The organism is Nitrospirota bacterium, assembly GCA_040757595.1.
GTDB lineage: Bacteria > Nitrospirota > Nitrospiria > Nitrospirales > Nitrospiraceae > JBFLWP01.
The window spans coordinates 202,449-223,837 of the sequence record JBFLWP010000001.1 but is presented as its reverse complement, the minus strand read 5'-3'; the positions used below and the strand labels follow the sequence as shown (position 1 = coordinate 223,837).

At 67.1% G+C, this 21,389-nt stretch carries 21 protein-coding genes; 8 read left to right on the top strand and 13 right to left on the bottom strand.

Annotated features, from left to right (window positions below; translation table 11 throughout):
• The first annotated feature begins 32 nt into the window (after positions 1 to 32).
• Positions 33 to 4,583: a DEAD/DEAH box helicase gene (locus AB1411_01235; GenBank protein MEW6542214.1), complete on the top strand. Its 4,551-nt coding sequence runs from the start codon at positions 33 to 35 to the stop codon at positions 4,581 to 4,583.
• On the opposite strand, the gene AB1411_01230 is transcribed toward AB1411_01235, so the two are convergent.
• Positions 4,576 to 4,995, bottom strand: coding sequence for a DUF3015 family protein (locus tag AB1411_01230; protein MEW6542213.1), 420 nt, complete (start codon positions 4,993 to 4,995; stop codon positions 4,576 to 4,578). The two genes, AB1411_01235 and AB1411_01230, sit on opposite strands and share 8 nt — an antisense overlap.
• Before the next feature lie 142 nt (positions 4,996 to 5,137).
• Here AB1411_01230 and AB1411_01225 point away from each other — a divergent pair, with 142 nt between their 5' ends.
• The 5 genes from AB1411_01225 to AB1411_01205 all read left to right on the top strand — a co-directional run bounded on the left by AB1411_01225 (position 5,138) and on the right by AB1411_01205 (position 10,635).
• On the top strand, positions 5,138 to 6,031 hold the full coding sequence (locus AB1411_01225) for a 50S ribosomal protein L11 methyltransferase (protein ID MEW6542212.1): 894 nt from the start codon (positions 5,138 to 5,140) through the stop codon (positions 6,029 to 6,031).
• Complete coding sequence (locus tag AB1411_01220) at positions 6,028 to 6,525, top strand: MOSC domain-containing protein (GenBank protein ID MEW6542211.1); 498 nt, start codon at positions 6,028 to 6,030, stop codon at positions 6,523 to 6,525. Before AB1411_01225 ends, AB1411_01220 begins: the two co-directional genes overlap by 4 nt.
• Positions 6,526 to 6,640: 115 nt before the next feature.
• Positions 6,641 to 7,273, top strand: coding sequence for a class I SAM-dependent methyltransferase (locus tag AB1411_01215; protein MEW6542210.1), 633 nt, complete (start codon positions 6,641 to 6,643; stop codon positions 7,271 to 7,273).
• A gap of 11 nt (positions 7,274 to 7,284) precedes the next feature.
• Entirely contained in the window at positions 7,285 to 9,732 is a 2,448-nt protein-coding gene (locus AB1411_01210; GenBank protein ID MEW6542209.1) for a PAS domain-containing protein, read from the top strand.
• An 81-nt stretch (positions 9,733 to 9,813) separates the two neighbouring features.
• Positions 9,814 to 10,635: a formylglycine-generating enzyme family protein gene (locus AB1411_01205; GenBank protein MEW6542208.1), complete on the top strand. Its 822-nt coding sequence runs from the start codon at positions 9,814 to 9,816 to the stop codon at positions 10,633 to 10,635.
• A 68-nt stretch (positions 10,636 to 10,703) separates the two neighbouring features.
• Here AB1411_01205 and AB1411_01200 read toward each other — a convergent pair whose 3' ends face one another.
• From AB1411_01200 to thiD, 4 genes are read right to left on the bottom strand one after another with little or no spacing between them, the layout of a single operon-like run.
• Positions 10,704 to 11,162, bottom strand: coding sequence for a hypothetical protein (locus AB1411_01200; GenBank protein MEW6542207.1), 459 nt, complete (start codon positions 11,160 to 11,162; stop codon positions 10,704 to 10,706).
• Positions 11,163 to 11,191: 29 nt separating this feature from the next.
• A complete protein-coding gene (locus AB1411_01195) occupies positions 11,192 to 11,983 on the bottom strand; it encodes an alpha/beta fold hydrolase (GenBank protein ID MEW6542206.1) in 792 nt (263 codons plus the stop codon).
• 31 nt (positions 11,984 to 12,014) lie between these two features.
• The gene (locus AB1411_01190) at positions 12,015 to 13,301 is read right to left on the bottom strand and encodes a cbb3-type cytochrome c oxidase subunit I (GenBank protein MEW6542205.1); all 1,287 of its coding nucleotides are present in this window, start codon (positions 13,299 to 13,301) and stop codon (positions 12,015 to 12,017) included.
• Between the two features lie 3 nt (positions 13,302 to 13,304).
• The gene (gene thiD, locus AB1411_01185; protein ID MEW6542204.1) at positions 13,305 to 14,096 is read right to left on the bottom strand and encodes a bifunctional hydroxymethylpyrimidine kinase/phosphomethylpyrimidine kinase; all 792 of its coding nucleotides are present in this window, start codon (positions 14,094 to 14,096) and stop codon (positions 13,305 to 13,307) included.
• A gap of 157 nt (positions 14,097 to 14,253) precedes the next feature.
• On the opposite strand from thiD, the gene AB1411_01180 reads away from it, so the two are divergent.
• Entirely contained in the window at positions 14,254 to 15,078 is an 825-nt protein-coding gene (locus tag AB1411_01180) for a hypothetical protein (protein MEW6542203.1), read from the top strand.
• 34 nt (positions 15,079 to 15,112) lie between these two features.
• Here the strand turns inward: AB1411_01180 and AB1411_01175 are convergent, their stop codons facing one another.
• The 5 genes from AB1411_01175 to AB1411_01155 form a co-directional block, all read right to left on the bottom strand.
• Positions 15,113 to 15,421, bottom strand: a complete 309-nt coding sequence (locus AB1411_01175; GenBank protein MEW6542202.1) for a PilZ domain-containing protein — start codon at positions 15,419 to 15,421, stop codon at positions 15,113 to 15,115.
• Positions 15,422 to 15,693: 272 nt separating this feature from the next.
• Positions 15,694 to 16,170, bottom strand: coding sequence for a hypothetical protein (locus AB1411_01170; protein ID MEW6542201.1), 477 nt, complete (start codon positions 16,168 to 16,170; stop codon positions 15,694 to 15,696).
• A 5-nt stretch (positions 16,171 to 16,175) separates the two neighbouring features.
• Complete coding sequence (locus AB1411_01165) at positions 16,176 to 17,171, bottom strand: HEAT repeat domain-containing protein (protein MEW6542200.1); 996 nt, start codon at positions 17,169 to 17,171, stop codon at positions 16,176 to 16,178.
• A gap of 35 nt (positions 17,172 to 17,206) precedes the next feature.
• On the bottom strand, positions 17,207 to 17,413 hold the full coding sequence (locus AB1411_01160) for a type II toxin-antitoxin system HicA family toxin (protein MEW6542199.1): 207 nt from the start codon (positions 17,411 to 17,413) through the stop codon (positions 17,207 to 17,209).
• Positions 17,394 to 17,609 (bottom strand): type II toxin-antitoxin system HicB family antitoxin, encoded by a 216-nt coding sequence (locus AB1411_01155; GenBank protein ID MEW6542198.1) that lies wholly within the window; start codon positions 17,607 to 17,609, stop codon positions 17,394 to 17,396. The genes AB1411_01160 and AB1411_01155 overlap by 20 nt, the downstream gene beginning before the upstream one ends.
• A 272-nt stretch (positions 17,610 to 17,881) precedes the next feature.
• Between AB1411_01155 and AB1411_01150 the strand changes: the two genes are divergently transcribed.
• Positions 17,882 to 18,064 carry a hypothetical protein gene (locus tag AB1411_01150; GenBank protein ID MEW6542197.1) on the top strand — a complete coding sequence of 61 codons (183 nt, stop codon included), beginning with the start codon at positions 17,882 to 17,884 and terminating at the stop codon, positions 18,062 to 18,064.
• 438 nt (positions 18,065 to 18,502) lie between these two features.
• Here the strand turns inward: AB1411_01150 and tenA are convergent, their stop codons facing one another.
• The 3 genes from tenA to tpx all read right to left on the bottom strand — a co-directional run bounded on the left by tenA (position 18,503) and on the right by tpx (position 21,331).
• Positions 18,503 to 19,171 (bottom strand): thiaminase II, encoded by a 669-nt coding sequence (tenA, locus tag AB1411_01145; GenBank protein ID MEW6542196.1) that lies wholly within the window; start codon positions 19,169 to 19,171, stop codon positions 18,503 to 18,505.
• A gap of 10 nt (positions 19,172 to 19,181) precedes the next feature.
• Positions 19,182 to 20,573, bottom strand: a complete 1,392-nt coding sequence (gene sthA / locus AB1411_01140; protein ID MEW6542195.1) for a Si-specific NAD(P)(+) transhydrogenase — start codon at positions 20,571 to 20,573, stop codon at positions 19,182 to 19,184.
• A gap of 92 nt (positions 20,574 to 20,665) precedes the next feature.
• Entirely contained in the window at positions 20,666 to 21,331 is a 666-nt protein-coding gene (tpx, locus tag AB1411_01135) for a thiol peroxidase (protein MEW6542194.1), read from the bottom strand.
• Between the last annotated feature and the right edge of the window lie 58 nt (positions 21,332 to 21,389).

The window sequence follows — 21,389 nt, the reverse complement described above, 5'->3', positions numbered from 1 at the left end:
CATGGGGGGACGTGCCCCGAGTATGCTGCGTCATGCCGTCTTCCGCACCCCTCTCCCTGTTCCATCCGGTCATTGCGACGTGGTTCGCGGGCCGTTTCGGGGCGCCCACGGACGTGCAGGCCAGGAGCTGGCCGGCGATCGCGTCCGGCTCGGACGTGCTGATCGCCGCGCCGACCGGCTCCGGCAAGACCCTGGCGGCGTTTCTCTCCTGCATCGACGGGCTCGTCAAGCAGGCGCTGGCCGGCGAGCGGGCCGACCGGACCCAGGTGCTCTACGTCTCGCCGCTCAAAGCCCTCAGCAACGATGTGCAGAAGAACCTGCAGGAGCCCCTGGCGCAGATCGCTGAAGCGGCCCTGGCGGCCGGACTGCTGCTGCCGGAGCTCCGTGTGACCGTGCGCACCGGCGATACGCCGGTCTGGGACCGGCAGCAGATGCTCAGGCGTCCGCCCCACATCCTGATTACGACCCCGGAGTCGCTCTACCTGCTGCTGACGGCCGAGAAGAGCCGGGAGATTCTCAGAACGGTGCGGACCGTCATCGTGGACGAGATCCACGCGCTGGCCCCGAACAAGCGGGGCGCGCACCTGGCCCTGTCGCTCGAGCGGCTGGACTCGCTGGCCTACGTCAAACCGGTCCGCATCGGCCTCTCGGCCACGCAGCGCCCGATCGAGACCATCGCGGAGTTCCTCGTTGGAAGCCGTGAATCGCTTCCACAATCAGTCACTGTTCCTCTCACGTCTTACGTCTCACGTCTCACGGGTTCCTGTGCCGTCGTCGACGTGGGCCACCGGCGGCAGATGGACCTGGCGGTGGAGGTGCCGAAGGACGAGCTGGGCGCGGTGGCCACGAACGCGATCTGGGGGGATCTCTATGATCGGCTGGCCGAGCTGGTCCGCGCCCACCGGTCCACGCTCATCTTCGTCAACACGAGGCGGCTGGCCGAGCGGGTCGCGCACCATCTCGGGGACCGGCTCAAGGACCTGGGCGAGCAGGCGGTCGCGGCGCACCACGGGAGCCTGTCCCGCCAGATTCGCCTGTCGGCCGAAGAGCGGCTCAAACGGGGGCAGACCAGGGCCGTCGTGGCGACTGCCTCGCTGGAGCTGGGGATCGACATCGGGGCCGTGGACCTGGTCTGCCAGATCGGCTCGCCCCGGGCGATCGCGACCTGCCTGCAGCGGGTCGGGCGGTCCGGCCACTGGGTCGGGGCGCTCCCCAAGGGCCGGCTGTTCGCGACCACGCGGGACGAGCTGATCGAGTGCGCGGCGTTGATTAGGGCGATCCGATCCGGTGCCCTGGATCGGATCGAGGTGCCGGAGGCGCCCCTGGACATCCTGGCGCAGCAGATCGTGGCGGCGGCCGCCTCCCAGGAATGGCGGGAGGAGGACCTGTTCGCCCTCTGCCGCCGCGCGCATCCCTACCGGAGCCTGTCGCGCCGCGACTTCGATGCGGTGGTCCGGATGCTCTCGGAGGGCATCGCGACCACTCGGGGAAGGAGCGGGGCCTACCTGCACCACGACCGGATCAACGGGCGCATCCGCGGGCGGCGCGGCGCCAGGCTGGCCGCGATCACCTCGGGCGGGGCCATTCCCGAAACGGCCAACTATCTGGTGGTCGCCGAGCCGGCCGGCACCGTCGTCGGCTCGGTGGACGAGGACTTCGCGGTGGAGAGCCTGGCGGGAGACATCATCCTGCTGGGCAACGCCTCCTGGCGCATTCGGGGGGTGGAGGCGGGCCGGATGCGGGTGGAGGACGCCCACGGGGTGCCCCCGACCGTTCCGTTCTGGCGCGGCGAGGCTCCCTCGCGTACGGCGGAGCTCTCGGCCGAAGTCGCGGCGATCCGAGCGCAACTCGATCGGTTGCTTCAGGCCGACTCCTCCGTTTCCACTTCCAACTCCTTGCCTCTTGCCCCTCGCCTCTCGCCCCTTGATTGGCTTCAAGAAGCGTGCGGCCTGGACCGGCGGGGCGCCGAGCAGGCCGTGGCCTACGTGGCGGCCGGCCGCTCGGTGCTGGGCGCCGTGCCGACCCAGGAGACGGTCGTGGCGGAGCGGTTCTTCGACGAGGGCGGCGGGATGCAGTTGGTCCTGCACGCGCCCTTCGGCGGCCGCCTCAACCGGGCCTGGGGCCTGGCGCTCCGGAAGCGGTTCTGCACGACCTTCGACTTCGAGTTGCAGGCCGCGGCGACCGACGAGGGGCTCGTGCTCTCGCTGGGCGAGAAGCACAGTTTCCCGCTGGATTCGGTCTTCGGGTTCCTCCGTCCGGAGAGTCTGCGCGAGGTGCTCACCCAGGCGATGCTGACCGCCCCGATGTTCACGAGCAGGTGGCGGTGGAACGTCACCCGTGCCCTGGCGGTGCTCCGGTTTGCGAAAGGGAAGAAGGTCGCGCCGCAGATCCAGCGGATGAAGGCGGAGGATCTGCTCGCGGCGGTCTGGCCCGCTGCGGTCGCCTGCCAGGACAACCACCGGGGCGAGCCGAATCGTGGGCCGGTGCCGGACCATCCGCTCGTGCAGGAGACGGTGCGGGACTGTCTCACCGAGGCGATGGACGTCGAGGGGCTCAGGGCGCTGCTCCGTCGGATCGAGCGGGGCGAGGTCCGCTGCCTGGCCAGGGATACGCCGGTCCCGTCGCCCTTCTCCCACGAAATCCTGAACGCCAATCCCTACGCCTTCCTGGACGACGCCCCGCTGGAGGAGCGGCGCGCCAGGGCCGTCGAGATGCGGCGGAGCCTGCCGCCTGAGCTGGCGGGCGAGGTCGGCGCCCTGTCGCCCGAGGCGATCGCCGAGGTGGCGGAGGAGGCGTGGCCGGTCGTGCGGGACCCGGACGAGCTGCACGACGCGCTGCTCACGCTGATCTGGGTGCCGGAGTCCGAAGCGTCAGCCTGGGCGCCACATCTTCCGCCCTTGATCCAGGCCGGCCGCGCGGTAGCCGTGACGGTGGGACGCGGGGACGCGGAGACGCGGGGATCCGATCACGCCGCGTCACCCCCTCCCCCCCTCCCCGCGTCGGCATCTGTGCGCGGTTGGATTGCTACGGAGCGGCTGGCGATGATCCGAGCTGCGTTTCCCGACGGGTGGTTCGATCCGGATATCAGCCTCGCCGGAGGGGAGACTCTGCCGGAGCGGGAAGAGGCGGTTCGTGCGATCGTGCAGGGCTGGATGGAGAGTCTCGGCCCCGCGACCGTGGCCGAGCTGGCAGCCAGGCTGCACCTTCCGCCCGAGGCGGTGCACGGCGCCCTCGTCCGGCTCGAAGCCAGCGGGCAGGTCCTCCGCGGCCGTTTCCGACCTTGCGGTCAGGCGCGAGGCGCGGGGCGAGAGGCGACAAGGAGTTTAGAAGGATCTACCCCCGTGCCCCCAGCCTCTTGCCCCGTGCCTGTTGAAAAAGAGTGGTGCGACCGCCGGCTCCTCGCCCGTGTCCATCGCCTGACGATCGGTACCTTGCGGCGCGAGATCGAGCCGGTCACGGCCGCGGACTTCATGAAGTTCCTGTTCCAGTGGCAGCATCTCTCGTCAGGCGCGCGGCTGCACGGGGAGGCCGGCTTGCTTGAGGTCATTCGGCAACTGGCCGGATTCGAAGCGGCCGCCTCCTCCTGGGAGCGGGCGATCCTGCCCCTGCGGGTGTCCAAGTACGAGCCGGACCTGCTCGACCGGCTCTGCCTGGGCGGGCAGGTGACTTGGGGCAGGCTGACGCCCCATCCGCGTCTGGAATCGGAGGCGCGCGATCAGCCGGAGCCCGGTCGGGCCAGACGGCCCAATCGGCTCAATCGGGTCGTGCCGACCAGCCTTGCGCCGATCGGTCTCTTTCCCAGGGACGACGCCGAGTGGCTGCTCCGCTGGTCCGGACCGGCCGGGCTCCAGGGATCGGAAACGGCGCTCAGCCCGGTCGCCCTGGATCTCCGACGGCAGTTGGCGACGCGCGGAGCGAGCTTCTTCGCCGACCTGGCGAAGGCGACGGGGCACCTGGCGTCCCAGGTGGAGGAGGGGCTCTGGGAGCTGACGGCGGCCGGGCTGGTCACGGCCGACGGGTTCGACAATCTCCGGGCCCTGCTGGACCCGCGACGCCGGCGAGCGGAGGGAAGGGAACGGGCCAGACGACCCAGGTACGGAGCCGGCCGCTGGTCGCTGCTGCGACCCATCGTCACCCATCACCCGTCACCCATCACCGCTTCGGAGCCGCTCGCCCGGCAACTGCTGCGGCGCTACGGGGTGGTGTTCCGCGACCTGCTGGGGCGCGAATCCCTCCCGGTCGCCTGGCGCGACCTGCTGGTCCAGTATCGGCGGATGGAGCTGCGCGGCGAGGTGCGCGGGGGCCGGTTCGTCAGCGGGTTCGTCGGCGAGCAGTTCGCGCTGCCGGAGGCGGTGGAATCGCTCCGGGCCATGAGGCGACTGGGCGTCCAGCGGCAGGAGATCCGGATCTCGGCGGCGGACCCCCTGAACCTGGTCGGAATCATCCTGCCCGGGCCGCGCGTCCCGGCGGTTCCCTCCAACTTCGTCCTGTTCCGAGACGGAGTTCCGGTCCGCTCCGGCACGACCGACGACCGGGATCGTGCCGAAGACGTGCGGCCGGGAGTGGCGAGAGACGTTATCTGAGGGTCGGGCTGGACAGGACTTCGCTCCGCAAGGCCGCCAACATCTCGCCCGGCGTCGTGCGGTCCGAGCGGAAGAGCGTCTGATACTTCTCCTGCGTCAGCGCGAAGAACTCAGGCTGCCGGGACTGAGGCACGGCCAACAACGTGCCCAGTGAGGCCAGGTACTCGCCCCGTCCGATCGCCATGTCTTGCTTCAAGTTCTCATAGTTCAACGAGGCGAAGGCTTCGGCCTTGTACTCGTCCTTCACCAACCCGTCTTCCGTGAACCAGGTCTTGCCGCTCGTGCTGGACAGGATGTCGGTCGTGGGATCCGTCGTGGCCTTGATCGTGCCCTTGGTCGTGCAGGCGGGCAGGGTGAAGGCCAGCGCCAGGACGGGCAACAGGCGGAGAGCTGTCACAATGACACTTTTCATGACGACCTCCTGAATCGCCGGTCACGCAGGACCGCGAACCGGGGGCAAGCTAACAGGTTGCCCCAGACCTGTCAAGCCGGGAACTGGGCCGCATGGCGGTGCGTCCGGCCTTCGAGCCTGTTATGATACGCCCGCAAGGGCCATGGGACAGGAGTGGATCGAAGTCCGGATATCGGCTCCGGTGGACGGAGCTGAATTGCTCAGCCTGCTGGGAGACCCTGGCGTGACCGGGGCCTGGGAGGAAGACGGAGTCGTCCGGCTCTACTGGCCGGCCGACCGCTGGAGCGGGGACCGGCTGGCCGAATTGAAGCGGACCCTGCACCGGCTGGCTCCGGCTGCGTCCGGTCCGGTCACCGTCGGCACCCTGCCGGCCGAGGACTGGAACGAGCGCTGGGCCCGCTCGGTCAAGCCGCTCCGCATCGGGTCCCGCCTCGTCGTCCGGCCCAGGTGGGAAGCTGCGACCTTGCGACCGGGCGAGATCGAGATCATCCTGGACCCCAGGCAGGCCTTCGGCACCGGCCATCATGCGACCACGCGGATGCTGCTGGAATGGCTGGAACAAGGCGTCCGTGGCGGGGAGTCGGTGCTGGACGCGGGGACCGGCAGCGGCATCCTGGCGATGGTCGCGCTCAAGCTCGGCGCCAAATCGGCGCTGGGCCTCGATCACGATCCGGTGGCCATCGCCTGCGCGAAGGATTATGCGGCCCTCAATGGATTCGGGGATGAATTGGAGCTGCGCGTCGCCGCGCTCGACGACCCGACGAACGGCGAAGGACGCGGATACGACCTGGTGCTGGCGAACCTGGATCGTGGGACGATCCTGAATTCGGTCAAGACCTTCGAGCGGCATCTCCGGTCCGGGTCCCGGCTCCTTTTGTCCGGGCTGCTGGCCGAGGACCGGGCGGAGGTCGCGGCGGCTTTCGCCTCGGTCGGCGGCCTGGTCCGGAAGAGCCGGGAGCAGGAGGGCTGGCTGGCTCTGGAACTGATCGCGCCGGAATCCTGCGAAGGGGGCGACTCCCGTGAGGGGACATCGTGACGAAACGCGAGACGACACCGACCGCTCCGCACGTGCACCAGATCAACGTCTCCAAGGGCGGGGTGCCGAAGCGTCCCGTGCCCGAGGCCCGCGTCACTGAAAAGGGAGTAGAAGGGGACAGGCAGAGGAGCCGTCTGTTTCACGGGGGGCCGGATCGGGCGGTCTGTCTCTACTCCCTGGAATGGATCGAAGCCTTGCGGGCCGAGGGCCACGCGATCGCGCCGGGCAGCGCCGGAGAGAACCTGACGATCGCGGGACTGGACTGGAGCCGCCTCAAGCCCGGGGATCGGCTGAAGGTCGGGAAGGACGTGCGGCTGGAGATCACCAGCTACACGGATCCCTGCCGGCAGAACGGCTGCTGGTTCAAGGACGGAAATTTCGATCGGATTTCACAGAAGAAACATCCTGGCTGGAGCCGGCTCTACGCCAAGGTGCTGACGGAAGGGCTCGTACGAACGGGCGATCCGGTGGCGATCGAGGAGGCAAAGGGCTAATGGCGTATGGCGTATAGCGTATGGCTCGAACATGAAGCTCCTGCCATAAGCCATAGGCTATAGGCCATACGCTCTTGGGTTGCCGATGATATCGCGCGTACTTGAGCCGGAGCTGATGGACGATCCGGAGCAGGCCAGGGCCTACGCCAATGCCGATTTCGCGGAAGAGAACCAGGGGTTCGTGGACCGGTTCCTGGAAGTCTATCCGGAACTGACCCAAGGTCACCTGGTGGATCTGGGCTGCGGCCCGGCCGACATTCCGATCCGCTTCGCCCGAAGCCTGCCCGAGTGCCGGCTGACCGGCGTGGATGCCTCGCCGGCCATGATTACACTGGCGCAGGAGGCGGTCCGGGCGGCGGGGCTGGCGGATCGGATCGCGCTGCGCTGCGAGCGATTCCAGACCCTCGCGCTTCCGGAGCCGGCCGACGCGGTCGTCTCCAACAGCCTCCTGCACCACGTTCCCAATCCGCTCCAGTTCTGGTATCGGGTCAGGCAACTGGCCAGGCCAGGCGCGCCCGTGCTCGTCATGGACCTGCTCCGGCCCGAGTCTCCGGAGGAGGCCCAGGCGATCGTGGACTGTTACGCGGCCGACGAGCCGGCGATCCTCCGCCGGGACTTCTACAACTCGCTCCTGGCCGCCTTCACGGAAGACGAGGTCGCGGCCCAACTGGCCGAGCTGAACCTCAGCCGGCTCCTGATCGAAGTCATTGACGACCGCCATTGGGTCGTATGCGGGCGGATCTATTGAGCGACACAGCCATGAGCGCCGGAGAAGAGCGGGCCGAGCTCGATCGCTTGAGGAAACGGGTCGCCGACCTGGAGCGGCTGCTGAAGGCCCGCGCGGGCCGAACCGTGCATGAACGAGAACATGCGGGTGGGGAGCGGGTCCTGCAGGAAAGCCAGGAGCGGTTCCGACAGCTTGCAGAGAACATCCGGGACGTTTTCTGGATGACCGATCCGGAAAAGAACCGGATGATTTACATCAGCCCGGGCTATGAGGAGGTCTGGGGCCGCTCCTGTGAAAGCCTCTATGCCGCACCGCGCACATGGCTCGACGCGATCCATCCCGAGGACCGGGATCGGGTTCTCCGGGCAGCTCTGTCGAAGCAGGTCACCGGGGACTATGACGAGGAGTACAGGATCGTTCGTCCCGACGGATCGCTGCGCTGGATCTGGGATCGGGCGTTTCCGATCAGGGACGACTCCGGGGCCGTCTACCGCATCGCGGGGATCGCAGAGGATATCACGCAGCGAAAACGACTCGAAGAGGCGCTCGAGAAGTCTTCGCGGGATCTCCAGACCATCATTCAGGCCTCCCCGCTGGCCTTCATCGCCCTCGACGCCGACGGCAACGTCACGACCTGGAATGCAGCAGCCCGGCGCATCTTCGGGTGGACCGAGCAGGAGGTCCTGGGCCGACCGCTCCCCTACGTGCCCGACGACAAGCGGGACGAGTCCGACACCCTGTGGGAGTCCGCGATGCGCGGGAAGTTTCTGGAAGGAGTGGAAATCCGCCGTCGCAGGAGGGACGGCACGATGATAGACCTTGCCCTTTGGGCTGCCCCGCTGTGTGATGCGAACGGCAACGTGATCAGCACGATCGGGCTGCTCGCCGACATCACCGAGCACAAGCGGGGAGAGGAAGCGCTCCGCAAGAGCATCGAGCGGTTCGAGCTGACCGTCCAGGGGTCCCGGGACGGCCTGTGGGATGCATGGGCCGTGCCGGGCGACCCCTTCGCGCCCGGCAATCCGATTTATTACTCCCCCCGGTTCAAGGAGCTCCTGGGGTATGCGGACGACGAATTCGAGAACGTCATCGCGAGCTGGGCGTCACGGCTGCATCCCGAGGATCGGGAGCGAGTCTTCACCGCGCTGCGCAACCATCTGGAACGGCGGGTCCCGTACGACATCGAATATCGGATGTTCACCAAGAACGGCGAGTGTCGCTGGTTCGCGGCCCGAGGGCAAGCCATCTGGAATCAAGAGGGGCAGCCCGTCCGCATGTCCGGTTCGTTCAGCGACATCACCGAGCGGAAACGGTTGGAGGAGCATCTGCGTCAAGCGGCGAAAATGGAGGCGGTCGGACGCTTGGCGGGAGGGGTGGCCCACGACTTCAACAACCTCTTGACCGTCATCATCGGGCACAGCGAGCGACTGCTCAAGGCCTTGGGCGCCGACGACCGACATCGGCGATCCGTCGAGGGGATCAGGCAGGCGGCCGATCGGGCGGCATCCCTGACCAGCCAGCTCCTGGCCTTCAGCCGGAAGCAGGTGATCCAGCCCAGGCTCCTGGACATGAACGCGGCCGTCTCCGGGCTGACCCCGATGCTCCGGCGCCTGATCGGGGAGAACATTCGCCTGGTGGCAAACCTCGAGCCGCGACCCTGTCTTGTCAAAGCCGATCCAGGACAGGTCGAGCAGGTCCTGATGAACCTGGCGGTCAACGCCCGCGACGCCATGCCCCAAGGCGGCACCCTCACGATCGGCACGGCGATCACGCTGAGCGAGGGCGGGGCTGGCCCTGGTCAGGGCGACTTGCCCGCCGGGCCCTACGTGTGCCTGACGGTCCGTGACACCGGACTCGGCATGGATGCGGAAACCAAAGCGCACCTCTTCGAGCCGTTTTTCACGACGAAGGAACGGGGCAAGGGGACGGGGCTGGGGCTGGCAACGGTGTACGGTATCGTCGTCCAAGGTGGGGGGACCATAGACGTGGACAGTTCTCCCGAACGGGGCACGACGTTCACGGTCTTGCTCCCTCGCGCTGCAGGGAGCCTGCAGACGGAGAAAGCTGCCGGCCCGCCGGCTGTCGAGACGAGCCACACGGAGACGATCCTTCTCGTCGAAGACGACGTGCTGGTCCGGGAGTTCCTGTGCGACCTCCTGGAAGGATTGGGGTATCGCGTGCTCACGGCTGCCAGTGGAGAACAGGCGCTCCAGCTTTGCGAGACCGGCAAAGAGCCTGTCCATGTCCTTTTGACCGACGTCGTGATCCCCGATATGAGCGGACGGGTCCTGGTTGAACGGGCCGCGACCCTTCGGCCGGACATGCGGGTCCTGTTCATGTCCGGCTATACGGACGACGTCGTGCTCCGTCATGGCATCTCGGAGGCGAGCGCGGCGTTCTTGCAGAAGCCGTTTCGGTCGAACGTCCTAGCTGCCAAAATCCGCGAGGTGTTGGATGCTCCCAAAGGGCAGGGCTCATAAGTGCTGGTGAGATCGCATTCTGGCTGGATCTGTCAGCCGGCAACAGGTCTGGACGCCTCTCGCAAGACTCCCTTCATCGGCTTGGCACTCTTCGCCGCGACGCTCGTGGCGTTCCTGACGCTGACCGTGCTTCCGGCCGACGCGCAGCTCGACCGGCTGCGCAAGCTGAAGAAGGAACCAGCGCCAAGTCAGGGTGACGATGCCCCTATGATTCCCATCCCGGCCGGCTGGTTCTGGATGGGTGTGGACGGGATGGCCGGGCTGGAGGACGAGCGGCCGCGGCACCGGGTCTGGCTCGACGCCTATGCGATGGACCGGCACGAGGTGACGACCAGCCAGTATGCGCGCTTCCTCGCGGCGACCGGCCGGACGCCGCCCTGGCTGTGGGAGACGGTGAACCCGAACCTCCACGGGGACCGGCCGGTGATCGGCGTGGACTGGGAGGACGCGGACGTCTACTGCCGCTGGGCGGGGAATCGCCTGCCGACCGAGGCGGAGTGGGAGAAGGCCGCCCGCGGGACGGACGGCCGCAACTTTCCCTGGGGCAACCAGCCGCCGACGGCGGAGCTGGCGAACCATGCGCTGGGCGCTAGGTTCAGCTACAGCCAGGCCCTCATGCCGGTCGGCCACTACGAGAAGGGCCGGAGTCCCTACGGGCTCGACGACATGGCGGGGAACGTCTGGGAGTGGGTGCAGGACTGGTACGACGGGAGCTACTACGAACAGAGTCCGGAGCGGAACCCGACCGGACCGGAGCAGGGCCAGTTGAAGGTCTTGCGGGGAGGGTCATGGTCGGAACTGCCCAAGTATCTGCTGACCTACGGGCGCTTCAAATTGCCGCCGGGCACGAGGAACAGCTACACGGGCTTCCGCTGCGCGAAGTCGGTGACGGGTGATCGGTGATGGGTGACGAGAAAGACGCAGGCCGGTACCGCCTCTCTTCTCACCCATCACGCATCACCGATCACCCATCACGGCCTCGCGAGGACGGAGGCGATGACGAGGACGGTGAGGGCGGCCAGGACGGTCAGATAGACGACGATGCTCCGGTCGCCGAGCCAGGAGGTCTGCCACTCCTCGGGATAGAGCGGCTTGCCTTCCACGTAGAAGCCGTCCTCGAAGAGCCCCATGGCCCGCTCGATCTCGATCAGCGCCTGCTTCGCCATCCGGTGGCGGTTGCGCTGCTGGAGAATGAGGTAGGCGAAGACGCCGCAGAAGAGGGCCACCCCGGAGATCGCGAAGAGCTTGTGGGTGACGTCCGGGTGGGGCTGGGCCGGCACCGCCAGCATCGTGACGAGCAGGAGCACGAGGAAGGCGCTCGCGAAGGCGGTCAGGCGCATCATCTGCTCCCTCCGTCTGTAGATCTCCTCCTTGTACCAGGGGTAGAGGATCTTCAGGGTCTCCAGCCGTTCCTCGCTCAGTATCGGCATCTCGAGGTTCCTTTGCGCTCCGTTCCTACCTACCGGTCGTCCGCCTGCAGGTATCTGATCATCCACCCGACCAGGAGCGTGACCATCGTCCGGAAATCTTCTGGCTTGGAAAAGCCATGGTCGGCGCCGGGGAGGACGTGCAGCTCCTTCGGACCGGGCAGCGCCTCGAAGAGCCTCCGGCTCTGATCCACCACAGAGGCGTACTCGTCCTTCTCGCCCTGCACGATCAGCGTCGGGACCTTGACGCCCGGGGCCGCCTCGTAGCCCCGATGCCTGGCGCAGTCCTCATAGAAGCCATAGTGGAGCTTGACGCGCCCAGGCCCGCCGGTCACGTCCGGGATGGTGCCGGTCTTCTTCCATTCCACCAGGCCCTCCGGGCCGAACTCGAGCCGGAGCATCTCCTCGAAGTCCGGCACCGGACACTTCAGGCCCAGGCAGGCCAGGCTGGCGCCCCGGCCGGTCCACCGGCCGGCCGCCAGGATCGCCACGAGCCCGCCGAAGCTGGACCCGACCAAACCGATCCGTTTGTAGCCACGTGAGGCGACCAGGTCCAGCGCCGTCAGCGCCTGGCCAACCGCCCTGCTCACGGTCGTCTGCTCGAACGGTCCTTCGCTCTCGCCCTGACCGAAGAAGTCGAACCGGAAGGTGGCGATCCCCTTCGGGAGGAGCTCGGCGGTCAGCGTCCGGTTCGTCGTGCTGTTCTTGTTGGAGAGGAACCCGTGACAGAGGACGACCGCCCGATCGGTGGAGGGGGACGGGGCGGCCAGTACCGCGGACACCCGGTGGCCGTCCGGATCGCGAAAGACGAGGGGCTCTTCCATGACGGACATTGTAACAGAATCGCTCGACGAACTAGTCGGTCGTCTGGCCGGGCGGCTGCGTCAGCAGGAGCCGGATGACTTTGGAGCCGAAGAGCGTCAGGCTCAACCCCAGCAGGCCGGCGCTGATCCAGCCGGTGATCCGGACGGGCAGGTCGCTCATGTTGAACTGCCAGACCAGCGTGGCGACCAGGGCCAGGCCGATGATGCCCAGGTTGAGCGCGCCCAGTTGCACGGCGTGCCAGGACTGGACCTGGGCGGTCAGCTCAGCCAGGTATGCCCCGCGCCTCTTGTTGCTCTTCACGCGGCCGACGGCGAGGGCGATCGGGAGCAGGTGCGAGAGCGCGCCCATGACCGTTTGCAGGACGAAGCCGACCAGGGCCAGATGCGTGTAAGCGATCAGGTGCAGCTTGCCGAACGGGAGGGCCGGCGGGTTCCAGAGGGAGTTGATCGAGACGAAGACGCCGGCCACGACCGCCACGAAGAGGAAGAACGTGGCCAGCAGGAAATGATCCGACGCGGCCTGGCTCGGACGTCCCGCGCGCAGCCAGGTCTGCAGGATGTTGGCCGCGTAGAGGAGGGTGCCGGCGACGAGGATCGCGCCTCCCGCGATCTGGACCGGCACGAGCGTCGCGAGAAAGCCTCCGATCAGCACGGCGATGCCGGCCGGGAGCAGGAAGAAGGTCCAGCGGGCCAGGCGGGGGCTGAAGAGCGGCGCGTTCAGCACCGTGGGGTAGAGGGTGTGCATGGTGCCGATGATCGTCAGGGTCACGAAGCCCAGGAGGTTCAGGTGGATGTGGGCGAGCCGGCCCTGCCCCGGCAGGGTGGAGGGGAGGAACTGCAGTGCCATCGCCTCGCCCATGCCCAGCCCCAGAAGGAGCGCGACGAGTGCCACCCCGTAGAACCAGAGGCCCAGCGGCGGCGAGACCAGGCTGGCCCTGGCCTGGCGGACCGCGTCGCCCAGCACGGCGAGGAACGACAGGACGATCAGCAGGCCGGCCGCCCCGACGAGCAACGGCCGCCCCAATCCGAAGCCGGCCAGCATGCCGACCGCCCCCAGGTTGACGGTGGCGAAGAGGCCCGGGTGGGACTCGGGCCGGTCACGGCCGGTCAACAGGAGCGGAGGAATGAACCCCAGCAGCCCCCCAAGGATCATCTGGGCCACCCCGCCCACGAGCGCGCCGTGCACGTGGAGCACGCGGAGGACGGGCGGGAGCGGCTTGCCCGTCAGCATGCCAAGGAAGAGGGCGAGGCCGAGGGCGGCGGAGAGCAGCAGCCAGAAGAAGCCGGTCACGAAGAAGAGCGGCGGTCGGAATCCCATGGGTTACTGTCCGGTCAGGAAATAAAAGTGGTTCGTCGGACCCCTGCCGTGGCCGATGGCCAGGCCGTGGCGGATCGCTTCGGTCACGTACTGCTTGGCCGTCTGGACCGCCTCCGGGACCGACTTCCCCTTGGCCAGTTGCGCGGCGATGGCCGAGGCGTAGGTGCAGCCGGTCCCGTGGGTGTGGGGCGTCTCGATGAATTCGCCCTTGAAGACGTTGAAGAACCGGCCGTCGTAGAGCAGGTCCGTGCCCTTTTCGGCCAGCAGGTGCCCGCCCTTGATCAGGACGTGCCGGCAGCCCAGCTTGTGGATGGCCTTGGCCGCCTGCCGGGCGTCGGCCAGCGAGGCGATCGTGAGGCCGGAGAGCCGTTCCGCCTCGTGGACGTTGGGCGTCACGAGGAGCGCCAAGGGAACGAGCGACGCCAGCAGATGGTCCACCGCGTCCTGCTGCAGAAGCGGATGGCCGCTCTTGGCCACCATGACCGGGTCCACCACGAGGTTGGCGGCCTGGTACTGTTTGAGCTTCCGGCTCACCGTCTCCACGATCGCGGCGGAGGACAGCATGCCGGTCTTCACCGCGGCCACCTCGAAGTCGTCGAAGATCGCGTCCAACTGCGCCTCGACGATGGCCGCTGGCAGGTCGTGGACCGCCGTCACCCCTTTGGTGTTCTGCGCCGTGATCGAGGTGATCACCGACAGGCCGTAGACCCCGTTGGCCGACATGGCCTTGAGGTCCGCCTGGATGCCGGCCCCGCCCCCCGAATCAGACCCGGCGATGGTCAGGACCTGCTTCATGTGTCATCTCGCTGTGACCGTACCCGACAAGCGTATGGCAACGGGTGCATATTTATACGAATTGCCCTCCGACAGTAAAGAGTTTCCCGGACGATTGCCGGTTCGGGCGAATCCGTGTATAAGTCACGAGGCCGTTCGGGAGAGGGGAAAGCGATCCATGACCGCGCGCCTGCTCGTCTGCTCCGTGCTGCTGGCCTGCCTCGGCTGCGCCGGGCCCGCGCTCGTCTCGCGGGACGTCCAGAACGAGCCGGCCCTCCTGATCAGATTGGACGCCTACGCCGATCCGGCCGGGGTCGCCGAGGTCAAGAACGACCATCCGGCGGTCTGGGCGGACGGGGACCTGGAGGCCATGCTGGGCCGGCTCCTCGTGGAAGAACGGGCGGGGCTCCTGGAGAAGGTCCCCCCTCCGGAGCCGGTCTTCTCGCCGGACGAAGCCCGCCTCCTGGCTCCCGGCGTCAGACGGGCCTTTCAAATGGCCGGCCCTCCCGAATGGATCGTGTTTGCGGTCGCCCGGCAGGCAGGCGGGGGCCAGACGGTCACCTCCGGGGGGCTCTTCCTCAAGGACCAACTCCTGCACGTGGTCATCGCCAACCACCGAGAGCCGGTCGCTTCCGGATCGGACGGGCTGAAACAGGTCAGGGCCCATCCGCTCCGAGCCCTCAAGCGGACCGGGAAGACCCTGGGGTTCAACCCGCCGAAGGCGGTCGTCTCGTCGGCGGAGAGCTGGCCGGCCGGCTATGGCGGGACGCCCGCCGCCGCGCTCGTCCTCGACTTGCCGACGTTCATGGCCAGCACGACCCTGCCGGCGCCGACGGCTCCGGCAGGCGACGGGGACCTGAAGGCGCAGGTGGAGAGATTGCGCGAGGAGATCGAGCGGTTGAAGGAAAAGCTGGAAGACCAGGAAGTGGAGATCGCCCGCCTCAAAGCCCGTCTGGGCGAATCGGACGGGGCCCAGCGCAAGCCGCCCAAGAAGTCTCGTTAAGCGTCCACCCGCGAGCGTCCCGCCGCCGGACCGATCAAGATGGATGCTGCACGAGCCGCTGAATGCGCGCCCTCGCCGCGTCGCTCAGGCTGAGGAACTGCAGACCGAACCGTCGTCCCAGCGACCATTGGACCACGCCGATCGCCACCTGGATCGGCGTCGGTTCGTCCGGGGCGCTGATGGACAGGGACAGGCGCGTCCCCTTGGGCATGCTCCGGTCGCACTCGACTCCGCACCCTCCCAGGGAGAGGTCCGTGACCGTTCCCTTCCCCTCCGTCTGCATGCCGGCAAATGAAATGGCGAAATGCACCTGCATCCGCGGATGTTTGCGCAGCTCCTCCATGCCTGACCTCCGAATTGATGACACCGACGATGAGATGCCGCCGCAAGTGATACGGATCGAGGAAGACTGCGCAATCAATTCTTGTGCCACGAGCAACCTGTGCAATGGGGCAAGAACGTAATGAAACCAACAGGATTTACCTCGTCGTGAGCCAGGAATGGGCGTCGCGAGACGAATGAGCGTACATTCCTGTGCAAAATGTGGCAGGAACACAAGGGAGGGACGGTCGGCCTCGATGGGTGGGCGGGGGCTTCGACTGAAGCTGACGAGGCTCAGTGCGCCCAGAGCCGGCTGATCAGACGGCCGCAGCCATAGCCGGCAAGCATCAGGAGGAAGACGTAAAAGGGGAGGAACAGAACGGCCAGGGCCCCCTGCGCGTCCGGGTGGAGGGCGAGGGACAGGTGGACCCACAGGGAGAGCCCGAGCGCCGCAAGCCAGGCGCCGGCGACCCCCGCGACGCGACGCGCGACCGTGACGGCTCCGTGCGGCGGTGCCGTGCCGAGGTGAAACAGGAGGAAGACCGACAGGAGGACGAACGGCACGGCGTTGAATACGCCCACCAGAAACAGATTGTACCCGGGCGCGAGGAGCTCCATGCCGAAACGCTGGAGCGCGGTCCGGAGCGGAACGTTCCGGCCGTAGACCTCATGGCCCAGGTGGATGAGCCAGGGCAGGGTCAGGCCCAGGCCGACGCCACCCCAGTAGAGCGCGATCGTCAAGACGGTGAGGCGGCTGTTCCCTTCCGCCATCCGGGTCAGCCTCCTGCATGCCCGACCGGGCCGGCGATGGCCTTCAAGGCCTCGGCGGCGCTGTCGCGGACCACGGGATCGTCGTCCTCCAACAATTCGTTCAGAGCCGGCATGGAGTCCTTCGCGGAGGGTCCGATCGCCCCCAAGGCTTCAGCCGCCAGGTACCGGTGCAGGGCGACCTCGTCCTTCAGGATCGGAATCAGCGCCGGCACCGATTCGGCCGCCTCCGGCCCCAGCTTGGCCAGTTGGTGGAGGACGTAGGGCCGGCTCTGTCCGAGCTGCAACATGCTCGTGAACGAGGCCACTTCACTCTGCCGATCGCGCTTCGCCCGGTCCACGGCGGATTGAGCCAGCGCGCCCGTGCTCTTATTCTCGTCGTGCAAGAGATGTGTGAGAGCTGGAAGGGCCGCGTCGGGCGCCGCGGTGGAAAAGGCGAACTCCGTGACGGCCGCGTAGCGGATCTGCCAAGCTTTATCCTGCAGGGCCTGGGTGAGGGCGGGCAGCACGAGGCCGGCCGGGATGCCGATGCTGCCGAGGGCGCGGACGGCCCGGTCCCGGACCAAATCGTCCTGGTCCTGCAGCACGGCGATCAGCGCAGGCACGGCCGGCTTGGCCACAGGCCCCAGGCCGGCCAGCACGGCGCAGGCTTTCCGCCGCACCTGAGGGTCCCGGTCCGCGAGGGCGGGGAGATAGGCGGCCGTCACCCTTCTGGCCGCGGGCAGGTCAATCGTCTTGAGGGCTTGGGCCGCTTCGACGCCGGCATATTCGACGGGATCGTGGAGGGCCTGCTCGATCAGGGCGGGCACGGCGGGTTTGGCGGCCGGGCCGATGGAGGCCAGCGCCTGGGCGCCCATGATCCGGCGGTCCGGCTCTTCCTGCCTAAGCGATTCGATCAGGGCCGGCACCGCCCGCGCTCCGGTGGACTGCCAGTACCAGCCGGCGAGCAGGCCGATCAGGACGATCAGCCCGCCGAGGTTCAGCCCTATCTGTTTCGGCGTCATGGTGGCGCAGCCGTTCCGGACTCACGCTGCCCGCCTTACAACTCTCGGAATTGCTCTTCAGTCAATCTGGCTTGTTTGAGGATCTTTCGGAACGCTCCGGTCGGCAACGTGCCGGGATGCATGGCGACGTAGGTTTGTCGCCCATCGGGATGGCGCAGGATTCTATGGCTTCCGGACTGTCTGACTTCTTCAAAGCCGGCTCGGAGGAGTTTGGCCAAGACCTCACGCGCTGAGAAGGGCATCCGGAATCTCGATGTGCGTGACGACTGACTGGGATTCGACGGGGACGGGTTCGCCGTGCGCGCGCTTTTCCGCAATCCAGGCTGCCGTCAATTCTTTCGCAGCGGCCAGAGCGCCCTCAACGCCTTTCCCATGCGTGGTCAAATCCAGGGCGGGAACGCGGGCGTAGTAGTAGCCTTCAAACTCCGGTTCCTTCACCGGCTCCAGGAAAACCGAATATCGCATCGCTTGACCTCGCAGTGTTCCTGCACCAACGTCAAACGGACCCTTCCCTTATATCATGCGTGAATGGCTTAGTCACGCCGGCGCATGATTACGCCCGGTCAACGGCCGGGCTGTTGCTTTTTCTTAGGGTTCGGCGTACTAGAGTAAGCGCCGCTTCGGCGGAGGAGACGCGCGTCGGAACAGTATCTCTCCCACAACCTGGTGTTCGACTGATGCCGGGCGGCGGTGAGGCGGGGACCTCCGTCATGAAACCGGTGACGACCGTCGCGGTGGCCGTCTTCGCGCTCGTCTCGCTGACGCACCTCCTGCGCCTCATCCTGGGCTGGGAGGTCGTCGTCGCCGGAAAGGTGATCCCGATGTGGGCCAGCGTCCTCGGCGCCATCCTCCCCGGCGCCCTGGCCTACCTCCTCTGGCACGAATCGCATTAGACGCAGGACCGAGGGACAAGAATGAACGTCCTGCAAGAAATCTTCAAATGGTCTCAAGAGCTTCCATCTTGGCAAAGTGATGCTATACGAAGAATCTTCGGTCCATGCCCCCCCCTCACCCTAGCCCTCTCCTGCAAGGGGCGAGGGGAAAAGGCATCATGTAAGGCTCGCAGCCCACTCTTGCAATCCTCTCTCCCACTCCTTGGCCGGTTCTCTTCCGTTAGCGGGCTGGCCGGAGGCCGACTCGCGAATGCGGAGGCGAGGGCACCGCGACTTAGCGAGCAGATGCGGCGGCTTCCTAGCCGTGCCGAGGACTGTTTGAGCCGGCTTCGCGAAGCGGCATGCCGGCGAGTTCCGCAGGTGAGCAGGAGGCGGCGCTTAGTGCGGTCGAGCCGCAGCTTCTGAGCAGGGAGGCCCCGGCCAGCCCGCGCCGGTTCTTCACACCGGCCACTCCTCCTCGTTCCACGCCATCTCCCAAAACATCCACTCGTACCGCGAGCTGATCAGGAAGGCCTCCTCCATCCGCCGCTGCTCCGCCCGGCTCGCCTCCTTCGCCCACTCGTCCACCCTGGCGCGCATCCACCGCTGCACCTCGGCGAACTCCGGCGAGGCGTAGAGCAGGAGCCAGTCCCGGTAGGGATGGCCGGCCTTCGGCGGGCCGTGTTGCAACAGGTGCTGCCCCACCACACAGTAGATCCAGGCGCAGGGGAGGGCGACCACCGTGATCTCCGCCGCCGTGCCGGCCGCCGCCACTGCCAGCATGTGCCGCGTGTAGGCGTAGTTGGTCGGGGCCATCGGGACGGAGGCCATGTCCCGGGGCGTCATTTTCCAACGCTTGCCGTAACTCTCGTGCAGACTCCGCTCGACGACGACCGTCTCCTCCGCCAGCTTCGCGAAGCGCAGGCGCGACTCGGCGTCCGGCGCCCTCTGCGCGCCAGCCGCGAACACGCGCGAGAGGTCCTCCAGGAACCGGGCGTCCTGGAGGATGTAATACTTGAACTTCCTGGCAGGGAGCGTGCCCTTGCCGAGGGCGAGGACGAAGGGGTGGGCGAGCTGCGCGTCCCAGACGGGCCGAGCGAGCTTGCGCAGGTGCGCGGAGAACGACAAGGCCGGTCCTTTAATTGCGGCCGAGGCGGTTGATGCCGTCCAAGGCCGCGGTGCGGTAGCACTCGGCGAGGGTGGGGTAGTTAAAGACGTTGTGGACGAAGAAGTCCACGGTGCCGCCGTAGGTCAGCACGGCCTGGCCGATGTGGATGAGCTCAGTCGCGCCCTCCCCGATGATGTGGACGCCGAGCAGGTGCAGCGTGTCCCGGTGGAAGATGAGCTTCAGCAGCCCGTCCACGTCGCCGAAGATCTGCCCGCGGGCGATCTCCTTGTAGAAAGCCCGGCCGGTCTCGTAGGGGATGCCGTTCTCGGTCAGCTCCTCCTCGCTTTTGCCGACGGTCGAGATCTCCGGGATCGTGTAGATGCCGTAGGGCATGATCTTGGGCAGCGAGGACTGCTTGACGTTGAAGGCGTGGCAGGCGGCCAGCCGGCCCTGCTCCATGGAGGTGGAGGCCAGGCCGGGGAAGCCGATCACGTCGCCTGCCGCGTACACGTTGGGGACGTCGGTCTGGTAGTGCTCGTTGACCTTGATGAGGCCGGTCTTGTCGGTCTTGATTCCGATGGCGTCCAGGTTCAGCTCCTCGCTGTTCGAGGAGCGGCCCATCGAGTAGAGGAGCGTGTCGGTTACGATGGTCTTGCCGCTCTTGAGCGTCGTCACGGCCCGTCCGCGGTCGTCCTCCTTCACGGCAATGATCTCCTCGCCCAACTGGACCGTGACGTTGTTGGTCCGCATGCGGTAGATCAGGGCCTGGACGACCTCCTGGTCCACGAACCGGAGCAGCTCCTTCCGCCGGTCCACCAGCGTGACCTTGATGCCGAAGGAGGCGAACACGGTGGCGTACTCGCAGCCGATCACGCCCCCGCCCAGGACCGCCATGGTCTTGGGCATGGAGTCGTTGGCCAGGATCGTGTCCGAGTCGAAGATCGTCCGGTCGTTGAACGGGATGCCGTCCCCCCGGCGCGGGCGCGAGCCGGTGGCGATCACGACGTAGTCGGCCTGGAGGGTCTCCGTCTGGCCGTTCCGCTTGGTCACCTGCACCGTGTGCGGGTCCACGAACGAGGCGGTCCCCGAGATGATCTCCACGTCGTTCCGCTCGAGCTGGTTCGTGATGATGGCCAGCTCGTTCTTGACGACCAGTTCCTTGCGGGCCATCAGGTCGCGCATCGTGAAGTTCTTCTTGAGCGAGTAGGTGATGTTGGGGAACGACCGGAGCTTGAAGCCGTGCAGGTAGTAGATGGCGTCCTTGAGGGTCTTGCTCGGCAGCGTGCCGGTGCTGAGCGACGCGCCGCCGACGTGCGGCTCCTTCTCGACGATCGCGACGCGCTTGCGCAGCTTCGCGGTCTGAATGGCGGCCTTCTGGCCGGCGGGGCCGCTCCCGATCACCAGCATGTCGTAGTGGAGCATGGGACTCACCTAAGAAAAAGATAAGAGCGTATGGCTTATAGCATATGGCAAGACAAGAGCGTCAGAGGCTTGGAGCCATAGGCCATCAGCCATTAGCTCTTCGTCAGGGCCTTCGCGGCCTGGAAGGCCGCTTCCATGTCCGGCATCTGGGCCAGCTCCGGCGTGACCTGCAGGTAACGGACGACGTTGTCCTTGTCCACCACCAGGACGGCGCGCGCCAGGAAGTGCGGGTCCTTGACCAGCAGCCCGTAGGTCTTGCCGAAATCCCCACCTCTGTAATCGGACAAAAACGTCACGTTCTTGATCTTGGCTTCCTTGGCGAACCGGGCCTGGGCGAACGGGGTGTCCACGCTGACCGTGATCAGCTCCGCGCCCTTGTCCAGCCCGTTGTTCTTCTCGCTCAGGTAGTGGGTCTGCTGCTCGCACACGACCGTGTCGAGCGAGGGCACGACGCTGATGATCCGGACCTTCCCCTTGGTGTCGGCGATGTCCGTCAGCGAGAGGTCCCCCTGCGCGACCTTCACGCTCCGGAGCTGGTCGCCCGTCTTGATCCCCGGCCCGGCCAGGGCCATGGGCGTCCCCTTGAAGGTCACCGAGTTGCCGTCCCCCGGGGCCGCGGTCCCTTTCGCGACCGGGAGGTCCTTGTACATGAAGCCCGTCTCGGAGCCGCCCTTGGACGTGCAGCCTCCGAACCCGAGCGTGATGAGCAGCGCGGCCGATACCGCGAGGGTCTGTATGGAGTGAAAGGAAGGGTTCATGGTCGTCCTCCGTGCTACGTGCGCGGCCTGGCGTCCGTTCCGGGCGGTATCTTCCGAC